The organism is Paenibacillus enshidis, from assembly GCF_042136365.1.
GTDB lineage: Bacteria > Bacillota > Bacilli > Paenibacillales > Paenibacillaceae > Paenibacillus > Paenibacillus enshidis.
The window spans coordinates 11,601-32,052 of sequence record NZ_JBHHMI010000017.1; the positions used below are offsets into that span (position 1 = coordinate 11,601).

Genomic DNA, 20,452 nt, shown 5'->3' on the forward strand with positions numbered 1-20,452 from the left:
TAATTGCGGGTGGTTCATATGGAGGAAGGATTCAGAAGGAAAACCCCTGAAGAAATATTAAAGTCGATCTCGGAGCTGAAGCGCGGCCGCTTGAAAATCTATATTGGCCCATTCAGCGGCTCCGGCAAAACCTATCATATGCTGCGCGAGGGCAACAGTCTGAGGCAAAAGGGGATCGATGTGGTAATCTGCGCCGTATCCACCATGCAGCGCAAAGAAACGATCGAGCAGATCGGCTGTCTCGAAAGAGTGCCCAGCATTCATTGGCAGCATGGGGGCGTGGAGAAGAAGGACTTGAACCTGGAAATGCTGCTGGAGCGCAATCCGGAGGTGGTGCTGGTAGACGGGCTGGCGCACCGCAACCGTGTGGGGGCACAGTTCAAGACCCGCCTGCAGGACATTCAGCATCTGCTCAAGGCCGGGATTAGCGTCATTACCACGATCAATGTGTATGAACTGGTTGGCTATCACGAGCTTGCCCAGAAGCTGACTGGTATTAAGGTGGAAGAAACGGTCCCTGCCGAAACGCTGGATTTGGCCGATGAAATCCGTCTGATCGACGTCACACCCGAATCGATTCTTACCCGCCTGTCGGAGGGAGCGCTGGAGACGGCCCAAGCCTCGCTGTCCAAACGGAACAACCTGGGAAAGTTACGGGAGCTGGCTTTGCGGCTTGTGGCCGAGGATGTCAACGAATCGCTGGAAAAGCATCGGGAGGAGTTAGGCCTGAACGGCCCTTCCGGTGCGGCGGAGCGCATACTGGTCTCCACCCAGTATCATTGGAACGGATCGATCTACATTCGCCGCGGCCAGCAAATTGCGAGAAGGTTGAACGGTGAAATGCTCGTGGTTACCTTCGTGAATCCACAGAAGCAGCTTACCAGGGAGCAGACCGCGTTTAAACGTTCCATGGTGAAGATGACCGAGAAAATCGAGGATGCGGACTTCATTGAGCTTCCGTTCACATCCAGAAGGACGATTCCCAGGCAGCTTGTGGATTATGCGATCAAAAACAAGGTGACACGGATCGTGCTGGGCCATTCCAAACAGACGCCGTGGCAGGAGTGGATCAGAGGCTCTATCGCCAATTCCTTGATGAAGCTGGTCAGCAATATGGATTTGTTTTTTATTGCAGATACCGCCGAGGCGAAGGGGGAGCGAATTTTGCCAACCTCCATTCGGCAGCAGCATGATACAAACCCGTACCGGCGTCTGAGCGAGACGGAAGTGAAGGAGCAAATCAGCCGCATCAAGCGGGGCACTTTCAAGGTGTATATCGGGGCAGCGCCTGGTGTAGGGAAAACGTATACGATGCTGCGGGAAGGCAATGTTTTGCTGCGCAAAGGGATTCAGGTGGTGATTGGCCTGCTAGAGACGCATGGGCGCCAGGAAACGCTGGAGCAGATCGAAGATTTGCACACCATTCCAAGAAAAGCGGCAGACTACCGTGGAACCCGGCTGGAGGAAATGGATGTGGATGAGATCATACGGCATAATCCTGAGGTTGTGCTTGTGGATGAGCTTGCCCATACGAACATTCCCGGCAGCAGGAACAAGAAAAGATACGAGGATATTCTGGAGATTCTGGACGCTGGCATTTCCGTCATTTCAACCATGAATGTGCAGCATCTGGAAAGTTTGAACGACTCCGTGGAGCAGCTTACGGGCGTCAGGGTGCGGGAAACGGTTCCTGACAATATCCTGCGCCTGGCCGATGAGGTCCAGTTAATCGACGTCGCTCCGAACGCCTTGCAGCAGAGGCTGCGGGAAGGGAAGATTTATGCGGCGAACAAGGTGGATCAGGCCTTGAATCATTTTTTCAAGACAGGCAACCTGATTGCCCTGCGGGAGCTGGCTCTGCGGGAGCTTGCCGACGACGTGGACGAACGGCTGGAAGCATGGGAACGGGGAGGCTCCTTGCGCGGGCCGTGGCGGCGGCAGGAGGTGATCTTCGTCTGTGTGACTTTGAGCGCACGGGCGGAGAGTCTGATTCGCAGAGGCTTCCGGATCGCACACCGGCTGAAAGCACGCTGGTACGTTCATTTTGTCGCGCTGCAGAGCGCGTTTACAGAAGAAGAGCAGAAGCGTATTCATGATTTGGAGCAGCTGACCCAGCGCTTCGGGGGGCAATTTGAGCTTCAATACGTGAGAAGGCCAAGGGAGGTGGCGCAGAAGCTGCTGGAGAAAGCCAATCTGTATGCAAGCACACAAATGATTGTGGGACAGACAAAGCAGAATGTATGGCAGCGTATGCTGGCAGGCAGCACGGTCAAATCGATCCTGAAATACGGGCGTCATATGGATGTGCTGGTTGTATCAGGCTTCAGCCAGAAGGAGCGGTAACCTGGTCTAAACCTGATCTAAGCCGGGAGTTGCCTAATTCAGGATGTTTGTTCATACTATTTTTGTAGGCAGAGATTTTTAGGATGTGACGTGAATGGTGCAGAAGCGCCCGTATATATGGGTTACCTTGTCTATAATACTGCTGACCGTTGCTTTGAAATGGATCGGCGGTCCTTTTTTTGATCTGGTGAATATTGCTCTGATCTATTTGCTGCCCGTGTTAATAAGCGCGGTGTACGGGAGCAAAGGATCTTCATTCTATGCGGCAGGCTTGGGCGTGCTGGCTTTTGATTTTTTCTTCGTTCCTCCCCAGTTGAGTTTTACGGTGGCGGATCTTCGTTATGTGGTGTCATTTATTATCTTCCTGTCCGTGGCTGCCTTAACGGGAAGTCTGGCAGCCAGATTGAAGCAGCAATTGGAATACTCCAGGCAAAGGGAAGAACATACGGCATCATTATATACATTAAGTAAAGAAATGAATGCTATTGCCGATATTCCTGCCCTGCTGGACCATGTGGTCCTCCAGGTGTCCAGGTCTGTGGAAGCCGAAGCCGTTATCTATTTGCCGGATAGCAAGGATGAACTGGAATTGGCTGCGTCTTACCCGGGGGCTTCCGCTTGGGGAAGAAGCGAAGGGGAGATGGTCATCGCCAGATGGGTGTACCGGCATGGTGTCCGGGCCGGAAGGGGCGCGGATAAGCTGCGGGAATCGGCCGGATTGTACATCCCTTTGCGAATTGAAGAAAAAACCTATGGGGTATTGGGCGTGAATCTCAAGTCTGCGCTGCCATCCCCGGAGACGGCAAGGCTGCTGGAGGCGCTCGCCGAGATTGCCGCAAGCGCTATCGCCCGCCTGAAGCTGAGCGAAGAGGCTCGGCTGGCCCATCTGACTGCAGAGTCGGAAAGGCTGCGGACGGCAATCCTGGATTCCGTCTCCCACGAATTGCGGACCCCTTTGGCGACAGTGATCGGCTCTGCAACGGCTTTGCTTGAAGGAGACCGTCTTTTTTCCAAAGAGGACCGGCTGGATTTACTGGCCACGATTCGGGATGGAGCTTTGCGTATGAACCGGCTTGTGTCCAATTTGCTCGGCATGATCAAGCTGGAGAGCGGCATGCTGAAGCTGCGGAAAAAATGGTGTGATATCGAGGATCTGCTCGGGGTTGTGCTGCAGCAGGTGCAGGATTTTCAGCAGCAGCGGAAGCTGCTTGTGTATATGCCAGGCAATATTCCGCTGATCCAGGGGGACGAGGTTCTGCTGGAGCAGATGCTGGTCAATGTGGTCAGCAATGCAATCAAATACTCGCCGGATGGCAGTGAAGTAACGATTGAAGTTCACGCTGAAGCGGATTCAATCATCATCTCCGTCAGAGACAGGGGAATGGGGCTTGAGGCAGCCGATCAGGAGCGGATATTCGACAAGTTTTACCGGGCGGACAGGACAAAGCATGTGCCGGGGACCGGCTTGGGGCTGGCGATCTGCAAGGGGATTGTGGAGCTGCACGATGGCACCATATCTGCGGAGCCCGCACCGGATCGGGGAACGATCATTACGATATGCCTCCCGCTAAGTGACGAAAACAAGAGCATGTCCATGCATTCAGAAGGAGAAATGGAGAATCTATGACAACATCCGACACAGGGGCCAAAATTCTGGTCATCGACGATGAGCCCCAGATTCGCAAGTTGCTTAAAGTGACCCTGCAAGCCCATCAATTTGAAATTGAAGAGGCGGCGACCGGCGAGGAGGGCATCGTGAAAGCCACGGTTGTCCATTCCGATTTGATCGTATTGGACCTGGGCCTGCCTGATATGCCGGGCATGGAGGTGCTCCATCGTATTCGTGAATGGTCCAGTGTACCGATTATTGTCCTGACAGCCAAAGAACGGGAAGAAGATAAGATTGCCGCACTTGACGGCGGGGCGGATGATTACGTCACGAAGCCGTTTGGCATGGGAGAGCTGCTCGCGCGAATCCGTGTCGCCCTGCGGCATGTCGCGAAGTCCGTTCATGAGCCCATCCTCAAGTTCGACGACCTGGTCATCGATTTGGCACAGCGCAGTGTCATGCTGGGGGATGAGCGGGTCAAACTGACACCGACAGAGTACGATCTTCTGAAAATATTGGCTACAAACGCGGATAAAGTCGTTACACAGCGACACCTGCTGCAACAGGTGTGGGGCAGCCATCACAATGAATCCACCGAAGGCCACTACCTGAGGGTCTATATCAGCCACCTGAGAAAAAAACTGGAGGAAGACCCAACCCGGCCCAAGCTGATTATTACGGAACCCGGGATCGGGTACAGGTTCCTTACCCCGGAGCATGCAAACCCTGAATAATTTCTATATTCATTTGCTGAATTACATGATATGATGCTGAATTAATATAGGAAAAGGAGGGGTTTCGTTGGATATTAAAAAGGATGATTTAACCGGACCCGAGATTATCGCGTTAATTGGGGAACATCTGCAGGACATGCATCTTACCTCTCCGCCTGAGAGTGTTCATGCCCTGGATCTTGACGGCTTGAAGAAGCCGGAGGTTACCTTTTGGAGCGCTTGGGAAGAGAGTCTGCTGCTTGGCTGCGGGGCGCTGAAGGAGCTTGACCCGCTACACGGAGAGATAAAGTCCATGCGTACCGCTTCACAGCATTTGCGCAAAGGGGTTGCCAGGGAGTTGCTCGCCTATATTATCGAAGAAGCCAAGCGGCGGGGGTATGAGCGGATCAGTCTGGAAACCGGCTCCATGGAAGCTTTCGCACCGGCCAGAAAACTGTATGAAAGCTTCGGTTTCGGGTATTGTGGACCGTTCGCGGATTATATTGAAGACCCGAACAGCGCATTTATGACTAAAGCGTTGTGAGATACATATTCGTTAAACACAAAATACCGGAATTCTGCTGCAGCAGAGTTTCGGTATTTTACCAGCGACAGCACGGTGTACGACGATGCCGAGCGTACGGTAACCTACACAGACCCGGCAGGCAATCGTCAGCGCCAGGTTGCAGACCTGCTTGGACAGGTTACGTCGGTACAGGAGTACAGAGACGGTTCATTCCAGCCGCTGGAATCTGTAACCTATAATCTGGCGGGCATGGTCACAAGCCGGACAGACGGCAATGGACAGCGCACTGCATATCAATATGATACGCTCGGCCAGGTGACTTCCGTTACCGATCCGGCCAGCAAAGCCTGTACAACTATGACGATTTGGGCCGCCGCACATATAACCGCAAGGCCTCCGGCACCTCAACGACGAATTCTTATGATGTGCGCGGCAACGTCACGAGCATGTATACAAGCAATTCGCAGAACATCCAGTTCGAATATAACGACGACAACATGCTGACGAAGATGACCGGACCGGACTTCACGACAAGCTACACGTACGACAACGCAGGCCGCCGCACCAGCATGACGGATGCTCATGGGACAACTGCGTATTCGTACAATGAAGACAACGGCTTCCTGACCGGCTTGACGTATCCGGACGGAACGAAGATCAGCTACACGTATAACACGCAGTCCCGCACCGGCTACACGCTGACCGATCCGCAAGGCGGTTCGACTACTGTAGAAGCGTCGCTGGACAGCATGAACCGGGTTACGGAGATGGAGCTCAGCACGGGCGGAGGCGGGATGAGCCTGCAGGCCGCGTCAGGTCCGCTCGACCGTATGATCTTTGACTACACGCCGAACAGCCTGCTGAAGCGCCAGACGAGTGGCAGCGGACTGAGCACCACTTTTAACTATGACGGCTACGATCTGTCCGGCGTATCTGTGGAGCAGAACGGCTCGGCCCTGCAGCAGTTTGGCTACGAGTACGATGCGAGCAAAAACATTATTGAGCGTAGCCAGAACGGCAGTGCCGACCAGTTCGGTTACGATCCGCTGAACCGGGTAGCAAGCGAAATGGCGGCGGAGGAAAGCAAAATCTACAACTACGACGCCAACGGCAACCGTGGCAAGATGGGCAGCGGCAAAATCTTCGGCATGAAGAACGCCGAGTACACCTACGACTCCATCAGCCGCTTGACGAAGGTAAACGGTGAGGGCAAAGAAGTCATGTACTCGTATAACGGAGACGGCTTGTTGTACGAACGCACGGCAGACGGCAAAACGACCCGGTACTACTATGACGAAGAAGCGAAGCTGATGGCTGAAGCAGATGTCACAGGTGGTACACCGACATTTACGTATGTGTACATCTACGATCTGTCCGGCCAAATCTGGGCCAGACAGGACAAGGCGACCGGTGCACTGCAGTACTACCAGTTGAACGGCCATGGCGACGTAGTGGGCCTGAACGACAGCGAAGGCAATGTGCTGAACAGCTACAGCTACGACATCTGGGGCGGTCCGCTGACGAAGCAGGAGACCGTGCCAAACGTGCTGCGCTACTCCGGCGAGTACTGGGATGACACGACAGGCCTGCAATACCTGCGCGCCCGCTGGTACGACCCAGGCGTAGGCCGCTTTATGGGCGAGGATACGTATCAGGGAGAGGTTACTGATCCGCTAAGTTTGAATTTGTATACGTATGTTGGCAATAACCCTTTAATCTATGTGGACCCGAGTGGACATTATTTTGAAACGCTTGATTATCAAGAGCTTAGAATCTTACTAAATGACGCCAGAGAAAGATCGAATTCCACGAAAAACTCTAGCTATCAGCTTTACAAAGATTTCATACGGGATCGTTACGATTTTGCATCTATCTTTGGGGGCGCAAACCAGTACAATTACTTATATGACTTGGTAACGGGAACGAGTGCCTATGATAATAGTGCTGGTAAATCCGATTGGGCTAGAGAACAGCTGTTAAGCGCGTACCAGAAGTGGACAGATGATGAAATTCTTGCGATTGCTGCAGGTGGCATGATCGGTGGCAACGGCGGTATCAAGGGGAAATCTAAGGGAACGGGAAAATTTGATGATGGACTTACTCAAATGTATAAAGATGTTGCATTGGGTAGGGGGTCAACGGGGAGAACAGTACCCAATAATCTGAATGAACAGCTAGCAATGAAAGAGGTGCTATCAGCTCCTCTTAACAGTGCAAAGGAGTTGAAATCAATTACTATGACTGATTCTAGGTGGCTTTCGAAAGAAGGTTGGGTTAAGATGAGCAAAAATGTCAATGGCATAGAAATCCACTTTGTTTATAATGCCAAGACAGGGGCTTTTGACGATTTTAAATTCAAATAAATGGAGTAAAGAAAAATGCTGAATAAAAATTCCTTTATTAGTTCAGAAAACCAAGAATTGAAAATTACACATTTATACACTGTTGATGGTTATTTCACATTTAATATTAAGGTACGTTCTGGTGAGTTTGCAGGTGCCTCTAACTTCTGTATGCCAAAGGAGCATATCATCTGCATAGTCGAAACATTTTCCCAAATGTTAAAATCGTTAGAGGGTTCGTGCATTGTAAAAGATTATGATTCGGATGCACATGTTGTTTTTGAAATTGGTAAGTTAGGGCATATATGTATTTTGGGACAAATTGGAGGAAGTCACGAAGATCAGAGTATGAAATTTAAATATACTACTGACCAAACGGTATTGGCTAATATCTTACAGATGTTCAAAGCGTTATTGTAACCATGCGTCCTCTCACGTTCATCCAGATTATTACAGGAGGAGTTTCCAGAGCTAAAAAAGAGATATTGGGGCTAGCATTTGTGGGCAAGAGGGTATTCTTGTACAACCGTGGGAAGTGTGACCTAAGAAATGATCAGGAACAATATTGTGAATCTCTTTACGGATGAAAAGAACGAAATATTTAGGGTTGAAGACGAGTTTTAGTCGAAGTTTGAGTATGCTTGAGCGTAACGGGGACGAAACTGATGTAAAGTTTACTACAGATACAATTGCAGTACTTAGTAATATCAGATTAAAGACTTTATGGTTTATCTAAAGCTGAAGACCTTGAGGGTAATAATTCCTCAAGGTTTTTCTTTTAGTGGCGGGATGAGCATTCAGGCTGCGGTAGGTCTTCTCGTCCGCTTTGACTACACCCCGAACGGCCTGCCTGAAACGCCTGACGAGAGCAAAAGCTACAACTATGACGACAACGGCAACCGCAACCGCGACAGGATGGGCAGCGGCAAAATTTTCGGCATGAAAAAAAACGAGTACACCTACGACCCATCAATCGCCTGACCAAAGCGAGCGGTGAGGGCAAAGAAGTCATGTACTCGTATAACGGAGACGGCTTGTTGTACGAGCGCACGGCAGACGGCAAAACGATCCGTTACTACTATGACGAAGAAGCCAAACTCATGGCCGAAGCGGATGTCACGGGTGGCACCCCGACATTGACTTATGTGTACATCTACGATCTGTCCGGTCAAATCTGGGCCAGACAGGATAAGGCGACCGGCGCGCTTCAGTACTACCAACTGAACGGTCACGGCGACGTGGTTGGCCTGAACGACAGCGAAGGCAATGTGCTGAACAGCTACAGCTACGACATCTGGGGTGGTCCGCTGACGGAGCAGGAGACCGTGCCAAACGTGCTGCGCTACTCCGGCGAGTACTGGGATGACACGACAGGTCTGCAATACCTGCGTGCCCGCTGGTACGACCCGGGCGTAGGCCGTTTTATGGGTGAGGATACGTATCAGGGAGAGGTTACGGATCCGTTAAGCTTGAACTTGTATACGTGTGTGGGTAACAATCCGTTGATCTATACGGACCCGTCTGGACACAGACAAGAAATGGGGGCTGGTTGGGGAGGTTTTGCAGGGAATGCTTATTCAGCGACAGACCCTTGGAAAGACTGGAGTGGGCCTGTAGGAAGTGTAGCTAATTTTCTTATTTTGGATGATGTTAATACACTCCGTGATCCTAATTCGTCGGGATTAGCCAAAGGGTTAGCAACCGCAGGCTTCTTGCCTATAGGCAAAGTTATAAAAGGCGGCAAATTAATCCTAACACTCAAAAACAAAGCAGGAAAAGTCGTTGAGAAGGAATTTAAGCTGGTAGATGATGCACTGAATTACGCAAAGAACTGTAATTGCTTCATTGCAGGAACCAAAGTACAAACAGACGAAGGGGAGAAACCTATCGAGGAAATCGAGGTAGGTGACAAAGTCCTAGCTAAAGACAATGAAACGGGTGAGGTAGCTTATAAGGAAGTTGAATGGCTCTTCCAACGTGATGTTGAGGAAACGTATAATATACCTGTTGGCGGCGAAGTCATAACGACAACCGATGAACATCCATTCTGGATTGTTAGCAAGGATTGGGTGGAAGCAAAGAAACTTGCGGTGGGCGATGTTCTAACAACCTCGGATGGCAAGGAGTTAGCCATTGAAAAGATTGAGGTTAAGCAGGAGCATGCTACGGTTTACAATTTCAAGGTGAAGGACTTTCATACGTATTTTGTCTCAAACCTTGGGATTTGGACACATAATGCTTGTGGGGTAGCACCTCATGTTGTTGTAAATGCATTATCAAATTTTCAAAGCAGTCAAATGAAGTTTGGTAGTAATACTTTCCTGCTTGATAAATCTGGGATGAAACATATTCTAGAGCGTCACCATCCGAATTACTGGGATGGTTCAGTAAAGGCACAACAAACGTTTTTTGATGCAAGTATGTCAATTGAAGATATTACGAGTGTTATTAAGTTAGTTATCCCAAAATAGAGATACCCTTGCGAGCAAGGGTACTAAAGGGATGTACCAAATCACGGGTACTTACAACGGCAAGAACTATGTACTTGGGTTAAATAATGGACGTGTAGGTCAATTTTATTCTCCGTAAGGGTGATACGATGTTTCAAGTTGATTCATATTTGATGAAACCACATTGTAAAATTACTGATTTAAGCGATGTAGTTAAAAATCCTCAGAACTATTTTATCGAAATCACTGATTCGTCAAGATTAAAAGAAATCTATAAGGATCTTGATTTCCAATATCTTAACGGTGCAATTTGTCTAAGATATTACGGTGAAAGTATGTTGGATATGAGGTATTGGGATTTGGTTGACCAATTATGGGCGTACCTTATGAATTTAATTGATTGCATTAGTTCAAGGTGCAGAACAGTTTTTTACCTACATGACTGATACGTTTAGCTCCGACTGTAATTATTCCTACGAATTGAAAAAAATAGTGAGATTAAGAAAAGAATTATAATAGTGTATATGACTTTGGGGGCTACAATTCCTCAAGGTCTTTCTTTTACCCAGGGGAAGGAACTCCTTATTTTAGAGTTCAAAATAAGGGTGGCAGCTATCTCGATGACAATGGAGTATCCCCTAGCAATGCAACAAAGCAAGAATTAAGAGATTTAACACATTTCTATTTTAAAAAGTAGGTGAGCGAAAGTGTTGGCTTCCAGTTTGCATGATATTCTAGAAAATTTTGATTTTACAGATAGTATTGTTACTGAAGTGAAATGGGCTGATAATCTAATAGACCTGATAGTTGTTGTTGATTATTATTGGGACATCCAATAAGGTAGAGATACTACAAGACTATTAAAAATTGTTTTCAAAAATTGCATAAAAGTAGATTATCAAATCAGCAAATCAATTCTTTTAACTCCTGATGAAATAAATAAAGAAAGTCTCTTTACAATTGTCCTATTCAAAGAGTTGGTAGAAAATGAAGAGAACTCGGATAAGCAAAAGCATGTAGGGATTTTTACTACAGACTACTCACACCAGTGGTTATCGATAGTATGCTCTGAGGTAATGTTGGAGGAATAATACCACCTATAAACCTTGATTGGCTTTATGCCCTTCAAGGTATCTTTAAATATACTAGAATTTAGCGGCAAACTGCTGTCTGATATGAACTATCTGTATGTTGGCTACGATCTGTCCGGCGTATCCGTGGAGCAGAACGGCTCGGCACTGCAGCAATTTGGCTATGAGTACGACGCCAGCAAAAACATTATTGAGCGTAGCCAGAACGGCAATGCCGACCAGTTTGGTTACGATTCGCTTAATCGGGTAGCAAGCGAAATGGCGGCGGAGGAAAGTAAAATCTACAACTACGACGCCAACGGTAACCGCGACAAGATGGGCAGTGGCAAAATTTTCGGCATGAAGAACGCCGAGTATACCTACGACTCCATCAACCGCTTAACCAAGGTGAGCGTCGAAGGCAAAGAAGTTACGTACTCGTATAACGGAGACGGCCTGCTGTATGAACGTACAGCTGACAGCTGTTTATTGCATACTAAAAATGCTGAAAGTTGCAGCGTAAAAATGCTCAGTATTGCAGCAATTGCTTATGCAACCAAAAGTAACTGGTTTGACGTGGAGAGATAGGCATGAGTCTCAAACACAATTGACTCTAACACTATTCAATAATCATTATACTATTGAGGTATGAAAACGGGTATGATACAGTAAGAATAGAAATAAGGACGGTCTGCCAACCGTCCCCAGTACAACATCTTGAGTGGGAATCCCTCCAAGATCAAGCGTTCTTGAAAGTGACCCTCACTGGTGGCAACCTAGAGTTGGGTCACTTTCGTTTATCGATGTAAGTTAACAACGCTAACAGGAAGATCCCGAAGGTTAAAACTTCACCAAACGAAATGTGCATTCGCACCACCTCCTTTCGGAGGGTGCGCCCACTCAAGGTGTATTGTACAAGCCAAATTATAACATTGAAGGGCTCTCGTTACGAGGGTCCTTTTTATTGTGGTGAAAGTTCCGCATCGGCTTTCTATAACCATTTCGAGAAGGAGTTATTATTCTGGCTACAGAAGCAGTAGTAGTACAATCGGGAGGTTTCGCTTACTTTCGACAAGGGGTACCCTGCATGTCGCTTCAGCTAGGGAAACAGCAGAGCGGGGTGGTGCTCATGCAATCTTGGCGAGGATTCAATAAAGATTTCGTACTTATCTTATTCATGTGAATGGTTAGTTTATAGAAAGGCCGCGAAAAAAGAGGCGAGCAGCGGAATGAAAGAATTAACTTTTCGTCCTGACAATAATATATTGTTGTCAGGACGAAAAGTGGGGTGAAGCAATGTCCTCCAAAAAGATGGGGCGTCCACCATCTGACAATCCCAAAAGTGAAAAGATCGAGATACGTGTCAATCAGGACATTATGAGCAAGCTCGATGCTGCTGCCAAGAAACTGAATACGACACGTTCAGATATCGTGCGCAAAGGGATTGAGAAGGTGTACGACGAGCTCCAAAAATAAAGAAGGAAGCAGCGTGCGTCCTGAGAAGAACATCGCTACTTCCTAACCCGCAATCGCTTTAATAAGCAGGCTGCATAAATATCCTACCATGTGCAGGAATCTCATTCAAGCGATGCGATAACATTTATGGGAGGATGAACATAAAAACGATTCTGGAAGCACTATCCACGGGCAGCTTTATCCCGATGAGGCGATTGTGCCGTCTCATCCTGAATATCGTTCTCTAATCCAACAAGTTGTGACACAGACGGAACAATGGCGAACCCGATTGGATGAGGATATTTTTCGTGAGCTTGAGGAATATCTTGATCTGTGCGGCAGCGTGAACAGCATACATGTTGAAGCTGCTTTTCTGCATGGATTCAGGCTTGGAGCCAACTTGATGATCGAAGTCATGGGCGAACACAAGCTTTTGGGGCACCGAACGAGAGAATGGGCGACCGCTGAAAGCTGAAAGTCGTCTGACGCTTCCCCTTTCTTATTTCAACAGTTTCAGGCAACGCGGGATGAATGTCTAGTGTTGCAGCAAACAATGAATTGGGTCTCCCCGGGTACGAACGAAATGGTTGCTGAGGAGAGCAGAAGCTGCATTTACGATGCCAACGGGAACCCCTGTGAATCCAACTGCCGGATCTGCAGGGGTATTTGGCTTTTCGCAATATGAATGATCACATAGATCAGTACGAACATAAAATTTCGAAATTTAGACAAAAGTATATACAAATATTTTTAATGTCTAGACAAATAAAAAAGTTGGGTTTATAATTTCTCCTGTAAACGTTTTCTGCTAATTCATATTTTAAGCTTGAAAGGATGGAGAACCGTTATGAAGAGAATTTTGCTTGCGTGCAGCTCCGGTATGTCTACAAGTATGCTGGTTACCAAAATGCAGGAGCATGCCAAGTCGATCGGAGATGAGGCCGAAATCTGGGCGGTTGGTCAAGATCAGGCGTCTGAAGAATTGACCAAGGCTGATGCGGTACTGATTGGCCCCCAAATGAGCTTCCTGAAAGGCCAATTGGAGAAAGAGGCTGCTCAATATGGTATTCATGTAGAAGTAATAGACATGATGGCCTATGGGATGGTTGACGGCAAGAAGGCGTATGAACAGGCTCTGAAGTTGGTGGAACGCAAAAATGGATAAGGTGAACATTGCTGATTTAACGGAGGAGCAAATCAGCTTCCAGCTTATTTTCCATAGTGGAAGTGCCCGGAGTAAAGTCATTCAGGCTCTGACCGAATATCGCAATGGGAACGTGGAAGGTGCGGATGAACTGCTCAAGCAGGCGAAGCAGGATTTACGGGCTGCACATGACATCCATTTTCAGATGGTCAAGAAGGAAGCCGAGGGAACTCCAACGTCTTTGACACTGCTGTTGATGCATGCGGAGGATCATCTGATGTCCACGGTTACCATGAAGGATCTGGTCCATGAGCTTTTGGAGCTGTTTAAATCGAGGAATTTATAAGCCGATCTTTGAAACGGCTTACATGCAAGCGTGAGCTGATTTTTCACTGAGATGGCTTTTGAGGATTTATTTCAATGTTGACACCTATTTGGGATGCAAAAAAGCGTCTCCTTGTCCGGGTCCTGTATAAGGACCCCATCACTGGCGAGTGAATTTAGGAGAGCGCTTATTACCGAGTATAGTCAATTGCAGCAGCAGAATCAAATCCTCACTAAAAGCTAGGCGTTGGATGACCAGTGCTTAAGAGAAAGGCAAATTAGTTTCGGTGGGAGGAATAGGAGTTGTTTGAGAAATTAAGCCAGATATTAATACCTATCGCTGGTAGATTGAACAATAACCGTTATCTTTCTGTGTTGCGGGATGCGTTTATGCTGTCATTTCCGTTAACCGTGTTTGGATCGATTATCGTCGTTATTATCAATCTCCCGTTCTTGAATGATTGGATGGGAGCAGACAACCTGGCAAGACTTCAGGAGCTGCTGAACATTGCGCCCAATGCAACCCTTAATATTATGACCGTGTTCGTTGTGGTGGGGATTGGATATTATCTATCGCGGAGCTATAAGGTAGAGCCCATATTTGGCGGCATGATTGCGCTGGCTTGCTTCCTGATGCTGACCCCGTTCATATTGACCCAGGATGGCGGGACGACCATTGCTGATGTTATTCCGAAGGAACGTCTGGGAGCCAAAGGTATGTTCCTGGGGATGATTGTGGCATTTATTGCGGGTGAAATTTACCGTAAGGTCACACAGCGTAATATTGTGATTAAAATGCCTCCAGGTGTTCCGCCGGCAGTAGCCAAGTCGTTTGCAGCTTTGCTGCCTGCATGTATCACACTGGGCATATTCCTGGTCATTAACGTAATTGTTAATGTCACGTTCCACAACAACTTGCATGATTTGATTTACAAGGCCATTCAGGCTCCGCTGGTACATCTGGGCAGTGGCATTATTCCTACATTAATAGCTATATTCCTGATCCAGATTCTGTGGTTTTTTGGACTTCATGGTCAAATTATTGTGAATTCGGTGATGGACCCCATTTGGAATACGCTGTCGCTCGAGAACTATGAAGCGTACTCGCAAGGTGCAGAAATGCCGCATATTATCACAAAGCAATTCGTTGACATTTATACCGTAGGCATCGGGGGTACAGGGATGACCCTGACCGTGGTGCTCACGATTCTGTTCTTTCTGAAGAGCAAGCAGTTGAAGCAGGTCAGTAAGCTGGCTGTTGGCCCAGGCCTCTTCAATGTTAACGAACCCGTCATCTTCGGGCTGCCGATTGTCATGAATCCGCTTATTATTGTCCCGTGGGTGCTTGCCCCAATGGTTGTTACTTTAATCACTTATTTTGCCATGTATACCGGGATTGTTCCGCCACCGAACGGGATTCAAGTCCCTTGGACCATGCCATTGTTCTTTAGCGGCATGATGGGAACGGGCTCCCTCAGAGGGGGATTATTACAGCTGTTCAACATGGCCGTCGTTTTTGTCATCTGGTTCCCGTTCCTGAAATTTATTGATCGGATGAACGTTCGTAAAGAGCAGGAAGAGGAAATTAGTGCTTCCGCCAAGGAGCAAACGGTGGGAATGTAACACACAGCAGGCAGTACAGCATTATTGATGTGGCAGATAAAGAAGGGAGCAGGACAATGAATCATACTGAAGCAACAGAGACCGTGCAGAAAGACATTAAATATGCGTTTCCAGCCGATTTCTGGTGGGGCTCCTCAGCTTCCGCCACCCAGACCGAAGGTACGGTGGAGGGAGACGGGAAAGGCCCGAATATATGGGACTATTGGTTTGAACAAGAGCCTAACCGCTTTTATGACGGTGTAGGTCCTGCCAAGACCTCCGGATTCTATACCCGTTATAAAGAAGATATTGCACTCATGAAGGAAATGGGCCACAATTCATTTCGTTTCTCCATATCCTGGTCACGTCTTATTCCGGCGGGGACAGGGGCGGTAAACCAGAAAGCCGTTGAATTCTATAATGCGGTCATTGATGAGTTAAGACAAGCCGGTATTGAGCCGTTCGTGAATTTGTATCATTTTGATTTGCCTATGGCATTGCAGGAGCACGGGGGCTGGGTGAATCGGGACACGGTTGAGGCTTATGTGAAATATGCCAATACCTGCTTTGAGCTCTTCGGTGATCGTGTAGCCAAATGGTTCACCCATAACGAGCCTATCGTTCCCGTGGAGGGCGGTTATCTGTATGATTTCCATTATCCGAATGAACTGGATTTTGGCAAAGCGGTTCAGGTGGCGTATCACACCCTGTTATCAAGCGCAAGCGCGATTCAGTCCTACCGGGAGAAAGGCTATAACGGCAAAATCGGTATCATCCTGAATCTCACTCCGACCTATCCACGCAGCCAGCATCCGGCAGACCTTCGTGCAGCAGAGATCTGTGATGCATTTTTCAACCGGTCTTTTTTAGACCCGGCTGTGACAGGGGAGTTCAACCCTGTACTCGTAGAGCTGCTGACCAAAGATGGATATTTGCCATCCATGCTGGACGGGGATCGGGAAATGATACGTCAGGGTACCGTCGATTTATTGGGTATTAACTATTATCAGCCGCGCAGAGTCAAGGCAAGAGAAAGCTTGCCTAACCCGGATGCCCCGTTTGTACCTGAGCATTATTTCGACTATTATGTCATGCCTGGCCGCAAAATGAATGAGATGCGGGGCTGGGAGATTTACGAAAAAGGCATTTATGACATCCTGACGAATGTGCGGCTGAATTACGGAAACATTGAATGCTTTATTTCTGAAAATGGAATGGGTGTGCAAGGGGAAGAGAAGTTCAGGAATGAGCAGGGCATGATCTGTGACAGCTATCGCATAGATTTTATTCGTGAGCATTTAAAGTGGGTGCAGCGAGCGATTTCCGAAGGCTCTAATGTGAAGGGTTATCATCTATGGACATTCATGGATAACTGGTCCTGGGCGAATGCTTATAAAAACCGCTATGGCTTTGTGTCTGTGGATCTTGCGAATGATGGGCAAAGATCTGTTAAGCAAAGCGGATACTGGTTCAAACAGGTGATTGAACAAAACGGATTTTAAGATGGTCCTTTGGGCCATCTTTTTTTAAGATTAATCGCCGATCAAGCCGTTTGCTGGTGAGGAAGTGTATTGTTTTGTATACTTACTTATACTATTTGTGAGCTGACTTTTTCTGCAGACCATCCCGTACAACAATATCTAATACAGGTGATCATAAACGATGAATAAATATGAACGAATTGCCCGAGAGGTCAAAGAGCGGATCATGAATAAAACATATAGCAGTGACCAGCCTATACCTGACGAAATCTCACTGGCCAGTGAGTTTCAGGTGAGCCGAATGACCATGAAAAAGGCTTTGGATACACTGGTCAGCGAGGGGCTGTTGATTCGTAAAAGAGGACACGGCACCTTTATCGTCAAGTCAGCCTATCATTCTCCTGTGAACGTAGTTGTGAATGAAATGCTCGGTTTGACCAATCTGCTGCGCGGGAAGGACATCAAAAATAAGATTATTGCTTTTGATGTTCAGTTTCCCTCGGAGGAAGTGGCCAGTCAATTATTTATTGATTCTAAATCTCCTGTATATCATATGATTCGTCTGCGCATCGTCGAAGGTGAGCCTTATGTGATGGAAAAAACGTACATGCCTGTCAATCTGATCAGTGGTCTTACGGAAGAAGTGCTTTACGGCTCCATTTACAAGCATATCAAAGAGGAATTAGGCCTTAATATCGTCGGTTCACATCGTACCATTCGTGCGTCCAAATCTACAAAAATGGATCAGGAGCACCTGATCTGTGCATCAGATGATCCCATATTGGAGATTGAGCAGGTGGGTTTCCTGGATACGGGTATTCCTTTTGAATATTCCTTCTCACGTCATCGATACGATAAATTTGTATTTACTACAGTGAACCGGATGCGTTAAGTCATGGCAACAAATCTGATTGGGCAAGAGAACAGTTATTAAGCGCGTATCAGAGTGTTTTTTACGAGGCGAAGTAACAAGTGGCAATCAATCGGTTTAGAGGGGACGCATTCCTTGGAGAGAGTGTCCCTTTTGTCCAGAGAGGATTTCTAAGTGTGGCTCCGACAGTTCTATTACGCACACATGTTCACGGTAACGACTTTATTAACCGCATGCGCTGTCAGTGTTATGTTAGCATTTTCCTTTGACAGCCCATAAGAAAAACGGCATTTCTGCCGTTTGGTTTAAACTCAATTTGTAGAGAAGGATGTTCCATTATTAGCTTTAAACAAAGCAATCCGTCACCTAAAAAAATTCTTTATATTGAACATCTGCGGGCAATCTGCCATTTCTCATATCATCCGCAAGAAACGAAACGTTAAGCTGTACACTAGATGGAATTACTTCCTCAGAACAACCTTGATTTGTACAAAGCCACACCGGAAGTATTTAGAATAGTAATATTGTCGAGTTGCGATATTAACTGGTTTCATAACCTCTATATTACCTACTGCTATTCTCCTCCAAACGATTTTCCCCATACAGCTCATTCAGATGCTCGATATGCGCCACTCCCCAATCATTCATGGCCTTAAGGACAGTATGCATGCCCCGGCCGTACTCCGTAATAGAATATTCAACCTTGGGCGGCACCTGCTGATACACTTCGCGGTGAACGATATCGTGGTACTCCAATTCCCTTAGCTGCTGGGTAAGCATTTTTTTGGTGATATCCGGGATCGCTTTCTGCAGCTCGCTGAATCTCATCGTGCCATCTTCAAAAAGGCGGAGCAGAATCACAGGCTTCCATTTCCCGACCAGAATGTCCAACGCCGTTTCGAATTTGCAATAAGTCTCCATCAAAATCCTCTCCTAATCCTTTATTTACTCAAGGTTACTTTTTTCATACTATGTTTAGTTAAAGTAACTACTTCCTAGAAAAATTTCTATGGTTTATTATGCACCTTAGAGGTCGTTAGATTCAAGAGGGGGAGTTGGCAAAAATTTATGAATATCACATTATGGATTGTGCAAGGTCTTTTAGCATTTGGCTTTATGTATTCTGGTTGGATGAAGGCATTTCAGCACGAGAAAGCAAAAGCGTCCTGGCATTGGGTGAATGATATTCCGAAAGGGCTTGTTTCCTTTATCGGGATCGTGGAATTGCTTGGGGTGCTTGGTTTGATTTTGCCGCAAGCGTTGGATATAGCGCCTGTGCTGACGCCGCTTGCGGCAGCAGCGCTTGCCGTAGTCGTTCTTCTCGGAGCCCTGTTCCATGTGCAGCGTAAGGAATATCGGGACATTGGTGTGAACATTGTTTTCCTGGTGTTGGCCTTGATTGTTGCGATTGGCCGTTTTTAAGCTGAGAATCGACAAAGATGTGTTAATCAAAGATAAGCATGACTCATGAGTTAAGGAATGCCCCGAAAGGTCTGGTGACCAGGGGCACTCCTTTAACTTGTTATGAGATGTGAAGAGTAACAAAATAAACACTTCATCAAATCAATTTATATATTGATTAATAAAATTCAAGTTTTTTCTTTTTGGAATCAAGGAATAAAATTTTAAAAAATGGAAGGTGATGGTCTTAGGTGTATTAATAACAAAAAATAAAAGAAAAAGATGATTTGGTAACAAATTTTACTCTTTGAATTCTTCTTTACCAGCACTCTATCAGTCTACAAGTGAAATGACAGTACCTATAATGAGAAACACTAGAAAACATTTTTTTCACAGGAGGAATTTGAAATGAAAAAAAGTTAGCGATTCTTAGTCTGATTGTAGCCATCACAACTTTCTCTACTGTAAGTTTAAATGCTTCTTACGCTTCTGATTACAAGGCCTCCAATGAAAAGGCTCCTTTGATTACCCAAAATGCAGGCGCTTCCGTTGAGCCTCAGGCCGTAGCTTCTCTTGCACGTAAAGCAGTGGTATTTAATGATTCAGTATACAGCCCGGTTGATGGCAGAATTGTTGAGGTGATGGATGGAATAGATGATAATGTGCCGAACGTTCTGGGTGGAAATGCTGCAAATATGATTATCATCAATTATAAGGATTATGATATTTTGCTGTTACACTTAAAGAAAAATAGTCTGTTAGTCAAGAAAGATGACTTTGTCAGGGCCGGACAAGAAATAGCGAAAATAGGGAATTCAGGCTACAGCAGTGAGCCTCATCTTCATATTCATGCTATAAGACATGACAATTCGAGTGATTATTTCAATGGGACTTCGGTACCTATCACTTTTCATGGTATTTATTTGAAAAGGAATGATTTACTGCTTGACCAAACCCTTATTTTTCGTTGAATATGATCCCTGTTAGAAAGGCGGTTTAAGAATTGTTTTTCAAGTTTCCTTTTTTATTGAGCATGTTGTTGCGCGTTGTGGCTTTTGCAGCAGGCGTAGCTAACCCTTATTTTAATACACCTTGGAAAATTGTCGTGTTCATCCTGGTTT

General features: G+C 46.8%; 20 protein-coding genes and 1 pseudogene. 20 read left to right on the forward strand and 1 reads right to left on the reverse strand.

Going from position 1 to position 20,452, the window contains the following annotated elements:
* Positions 1-18: 18 nt before the first annotated feature.
* From ACE41H_RS17340 to ACE41H_RS17425, 18 genes and pseudogenes are all read left to right on the forward strand, one after another.
* Positions 19-2,343 (forward strand): histidine kinase, encoded by a 2,325-nt coding sequence (locus ACE41H_RS17340; protein ID WP_375356750.1) that lies wholly within the window; start codon positions 19-21, stop codon positions 2,341-2,343.
* Between the two features lie 94 nt (positions 2,344-2,437).
* Positions 2,438-3,970, forward strand: a complete 1,533-nt coding sequence (locus ACE41H_RS17345) for an ATP-binding protein (RefSeq protein WP_375356751.1) — start codon at positions 2,438-2,440, stop codon at positions 3,968-3,970.
* Positions 3,967-4,686, forward strand: a complete 720-nt coding sequence (locus ACE41H_RS17350) for a response regulator (protein ID WP_375356752.1) — start codon at positions 3,967-3,969, stop codon at positions 4,684-4,686. Before ACE41H_RS17345 ends, ACE41H_RS17350 begins: the two co-directional genes overlap by 4 nt.
* A 67-nt stretch (positions 4,687-4,753) precedes the next feature.
* Positions 4,754-5,209 (forward strand): GNAT family N-acetyltransferase, encoded by a 456-nt coding sequence (locus tag ACE41H_RS17355; RefSeq protein ID WP_375356753.1) that lies wholly within the window; start codon positions 4,754-4,756, stop codon positions 5,207-5,209.
* Positions 5,210-5,284: 75 nt separating this feature from the next.
* Positions 5,285-5,695 carry an RHS repeat domain-containing protein gene (locus ACE41H_RS17360; protein ID WP_375356754.1) on the forward strand — a complete coding sequence of 137 codons (411 nt, stop codon included), beginning with the start codon at positions 5,285-5,287 and terminating at the stop codon, positions 5,693-5,695.
* Positions 5,638-7,554 carry an RHS repeat domain-containing protein gene (locus ACE41H_RS17365; RefSeq protein WP_375356755.1) on the forward strand — a complete coding sequence of 639 codons (1,917 nt, stop codon included), beginning with the start codon at positions 5,638-5,640 and terminating at the stop codon, positions 7,552-7,554. Before ACE41H_RS17360 ends, ACE41H_RS17365 begins: the two co-directional genes overlap by 58 nt.
* Positions 7,555-7,569: 15 nt before the next feature.
* Complete coding sequence (locus tag ACE41H_RS17370) at positions 7,570-7,953, forward strand: hypothetical protein (RefSeq protein ID WP_375356756.1); 384 nt, start codon at positions 7,570-7,572, stop codon at positions 7,951-7,953.
* A gap of 6 nt (positions 7,954-7,959) precedes the next feature.
* A pseudogene (locus ACE41H_RS17375) lies at positions 7,960-8,076 on the forward strand (transposase); the annotation flags it as partial.
* A 204-nt stretch (positions 8,077-8,280) separates the two neighbouring features.
* A complete protein-coding gene (locus tag ACE41H_RS17380) occupies positions 8,281-8,514 on the forward strand; it encodes a hypothetical protein (protein WP_375356757.1) in 234 nt (77 codons plus the stop codon).
* A 56-nt stretch (positions 8,515-8,570) separates the two neighbouring features.
* Complete coding sequence (locus ACE41H_RS17385; protein WP_375356758.1) at positions 8,571-10,004, forward strand: polymorphic toxin-type HINT domain-containing protein; 1,434 nt, start codon at positions 8,571-8,573, stop codon at positions 10,002-10,004.
* 1,154 nt (positions 10,005-11,158) lie between these two features.
* On the forward strand, positions 11,159-11,641 hold the full coding sequence (locus tag ACE41H_RS17390) for an RHS repeat domain-containing protein (protein WP_375356760.1): 483 nt from the start codon (positions 11,159-11,161) through the stop codon (positions 11,639-11,641).
* 708 nt (positions 11,642-12,349) lie between these two features.
* Positions 12,350-12,529 carry a ribbon-helix-helix protein, CopG family gene (locus ACE41H_RS17395; RefSeq protein ID WP_375356761.1) on the forward strand — a complete coding sequence of 60 codons (180 nt, stop codon included), beginning with the start codon at positions 12,350-12,352 and terminating at the stop codon, positions 12,527-12,529.
* 196 nt (positions 12,530-12,725) lie between these two features.
* A complete protein-coding gene (locus ACE41H_RS17400; RefSeq protein WP_375356762.1) occupies positions 12,726-12,983 on the forward strand; it encodes a DUF6809 family protein in 258 nt (85 codons plus the stop codon).
* 372 nt (positions 12,984-13,355) lie between these two features.
* Complete coding sequence (locus tag ACE41H_RS17405) at positions 13,356-13,673, forward strand: PTS sugar transporter subunit IIB (protein WP_375356764.1); 318 nt, start codon at positions 13,356-13,358, stop codon at positions 13,671-13,673.
* Complete coding sequence (locus ACE41H_RS17410; protein ID WP_375356766.1) at positions 13,666-13,998, forward strand: PTS sugar transporter subunit IIA; 333 nt, start codon at positions 13,666-13,668, stop codon at positions 13,996-13,998. The genes ACE41H_RS17405 and ACE41H_RS17410 overlap by 8 nt, the downstream gene beginning before the upstream one ends.
* 281 nt (positions 13,999-14,279) lie before the next feature.
* A complete protein-coding gene (celB, locus tag ACE41H_RS17415; protein ID WP_375356767.1) occupies positions 14,280-15,599 on the forward strand; it encodes a PTS cellobiose transporter subunit IIC in 1,320 nt (439 codons plus the stop codon).
* Between the two features lie 56 nt (positions 15,600-15,655).
* Positions 15,656-17,080 (forward strand): 6-phospho-beta-glucosidase GmuD, encoded by a 1,425-nt coding sequence (gmuD, locus tag ACE41H_RS17420; protein WP_375356769.1) that lies wholly within the window; start codon positions 15,656-15,658, stop codon positions 17,078-17,080.
* A 160-nt stretch (positions 17,081-17,240) separates the two neighbouring features.
* The gene (locus ACE41H_RS17425; protein ID WP_375356771.1) at positions 17,241-17,951 is read left to right on the forward strand and encodes a GntR family transcriptional regulator; all 711 of its coding nucleotides are present in this window, start codon (positions 17,241-17,243) and stop codon (positions 17,949-17,951) included.
* A gap of 543 nt (positions 17,952-18,494) precedes the next feature.
* Here the strand turns inward: ACE41H_RS17425 and ACE41H_RS17430 are convergent.
* Positions 18,495-18,851 carry a winged helix-turn-helix transcriptional regulator gene (locus ACE41H_RS17430; RefSeq protein ID WP_375356773.1) on the reverse strand — a complete coding sequence of 119 codons (357 nt, stop codon included), beginning with the start codon at positions 18,849-18,851 and terminating at the stop codon, positions 18,495-18,497.
* A 147-nt stretch (positions 18,852-18,998) separates the two neighbouring features.
* Here ACE41H_RS17430 and ACE41H_RS17435 point away from each other — a divergent pair, with 147 nt between their 5' ends.
* Entirely contained in the window at positions 18,999-19,352 is a 354-nt protein-coding gene (locus ACE41H_RS17435; RefSeq protein ID WP_375356775.1) for a DoxX family protein, read from the forward strand.
* A gap of 500 nt (positions 19,353-19,852) precedes the next feature.
* Positions 19,853-20,302, forward strand: a complete 450-nt coding sequence (locus tag ACE41H_RS17440; protein ID WP_375356777.1) for a M23 family metallopeptidase — start codon at positions 19,853-19,855, stop codon at positions 20,300-20,302.
* The last annotated feature ends 150 nt before the right edge of the window (positions 20,303-20,452 follow it).

Bases quoted from the DNA above. Each gene is read 5' to 3' on its own strand.
- gmuD (WP_375356769.1), top strand. From the start codon at position 15,656: ATGAATCATACTGAAGCAACAGAGACCGTGCAGAAAGACATTAAATAT.
- ACE41H_RS17370 (WP_375356756.1), top strand. From the start codon at position 7,570: ATGCTGAATAAAAATTCCTTTATTAGTTCAGAAAACCAAGAATTGAAA.
- ACE41H_RS17405 (WP_375356764.1), top strand. From the start codon at position 13,356: ATGAAGAGAATTTTGCTTGCGTGCAGCTCCGGTATGTCTACAAGTATG.
- ACE41H_RS17410 (WP_375356766.1), top strand. From the start codon at position 13,666: ATGGATAAGGTGAACATTGCTGATTTAACGGAGGAGCAAATCAGCTTC.
- ACE41H_RS17340 (WP_375356750.1), top strand. From the start codon at position 19: ATGGAGGAAGGATTCAGAAGGAAAACCCCTGAAGAAATATTAAAGTCG.
- ACE41H_RS17345 (WP_375356751.1), top strand. From the start codon at position 2,438: ATGGTGCAGAAGCGCCCGTATATATGGGTTACCTTGTCTATAATACTG.
- ACE41H_RS17365 (WP_375356755.1), top strand. From the start codon at position 5,638: ATGTATACAAGCAATTCGCAGAACATCCAGTTCGAATATAACGACGAC.
- ACE41H_RS17350 (WP_375356752.1), top strand. From the start codon at position 3,967: ATGACAACATCCGACACAGGGGCCAAAATTCTGGTCATCGACGATGAG.
- ACE41H_RS17390 (WP_375356760.1), top strand. From the start codon at position 11,159: ATGAACTATCTGTATGTTGGCTACGATCTGTCCGGCGTATCCGTGGAG.
- ACE41H_RS17430 (WP_375356773.1), bottom strand. From the start codon at position 18,851: ATGGAGACTTATTGCAAATTCGAAACGGCGTTGGACATTCTGGTCGGG.
- ACE41H_RS17435 (WP_375356775.1), top strand. From the start codon at position 18,999: ATGAATATCACATTATGGATTGTGCAAGGTCTTTTAGCATTTGGCTTT.
- ACE41H_RS17395 (WP_375356761.1), top strand. From the start codon at position 12,350: ATGTCCTCCAAAAAGATGGGGCGTCCACCATCTGACAATCCCAAAAGT.
- ACE41H_RS17425 (WP_375356771.1), top strand. From the start codon at position 17,241: ATGAATAAATATGAACGAATTGCCCGAGAGGTCAAAGAGCGGATCATG.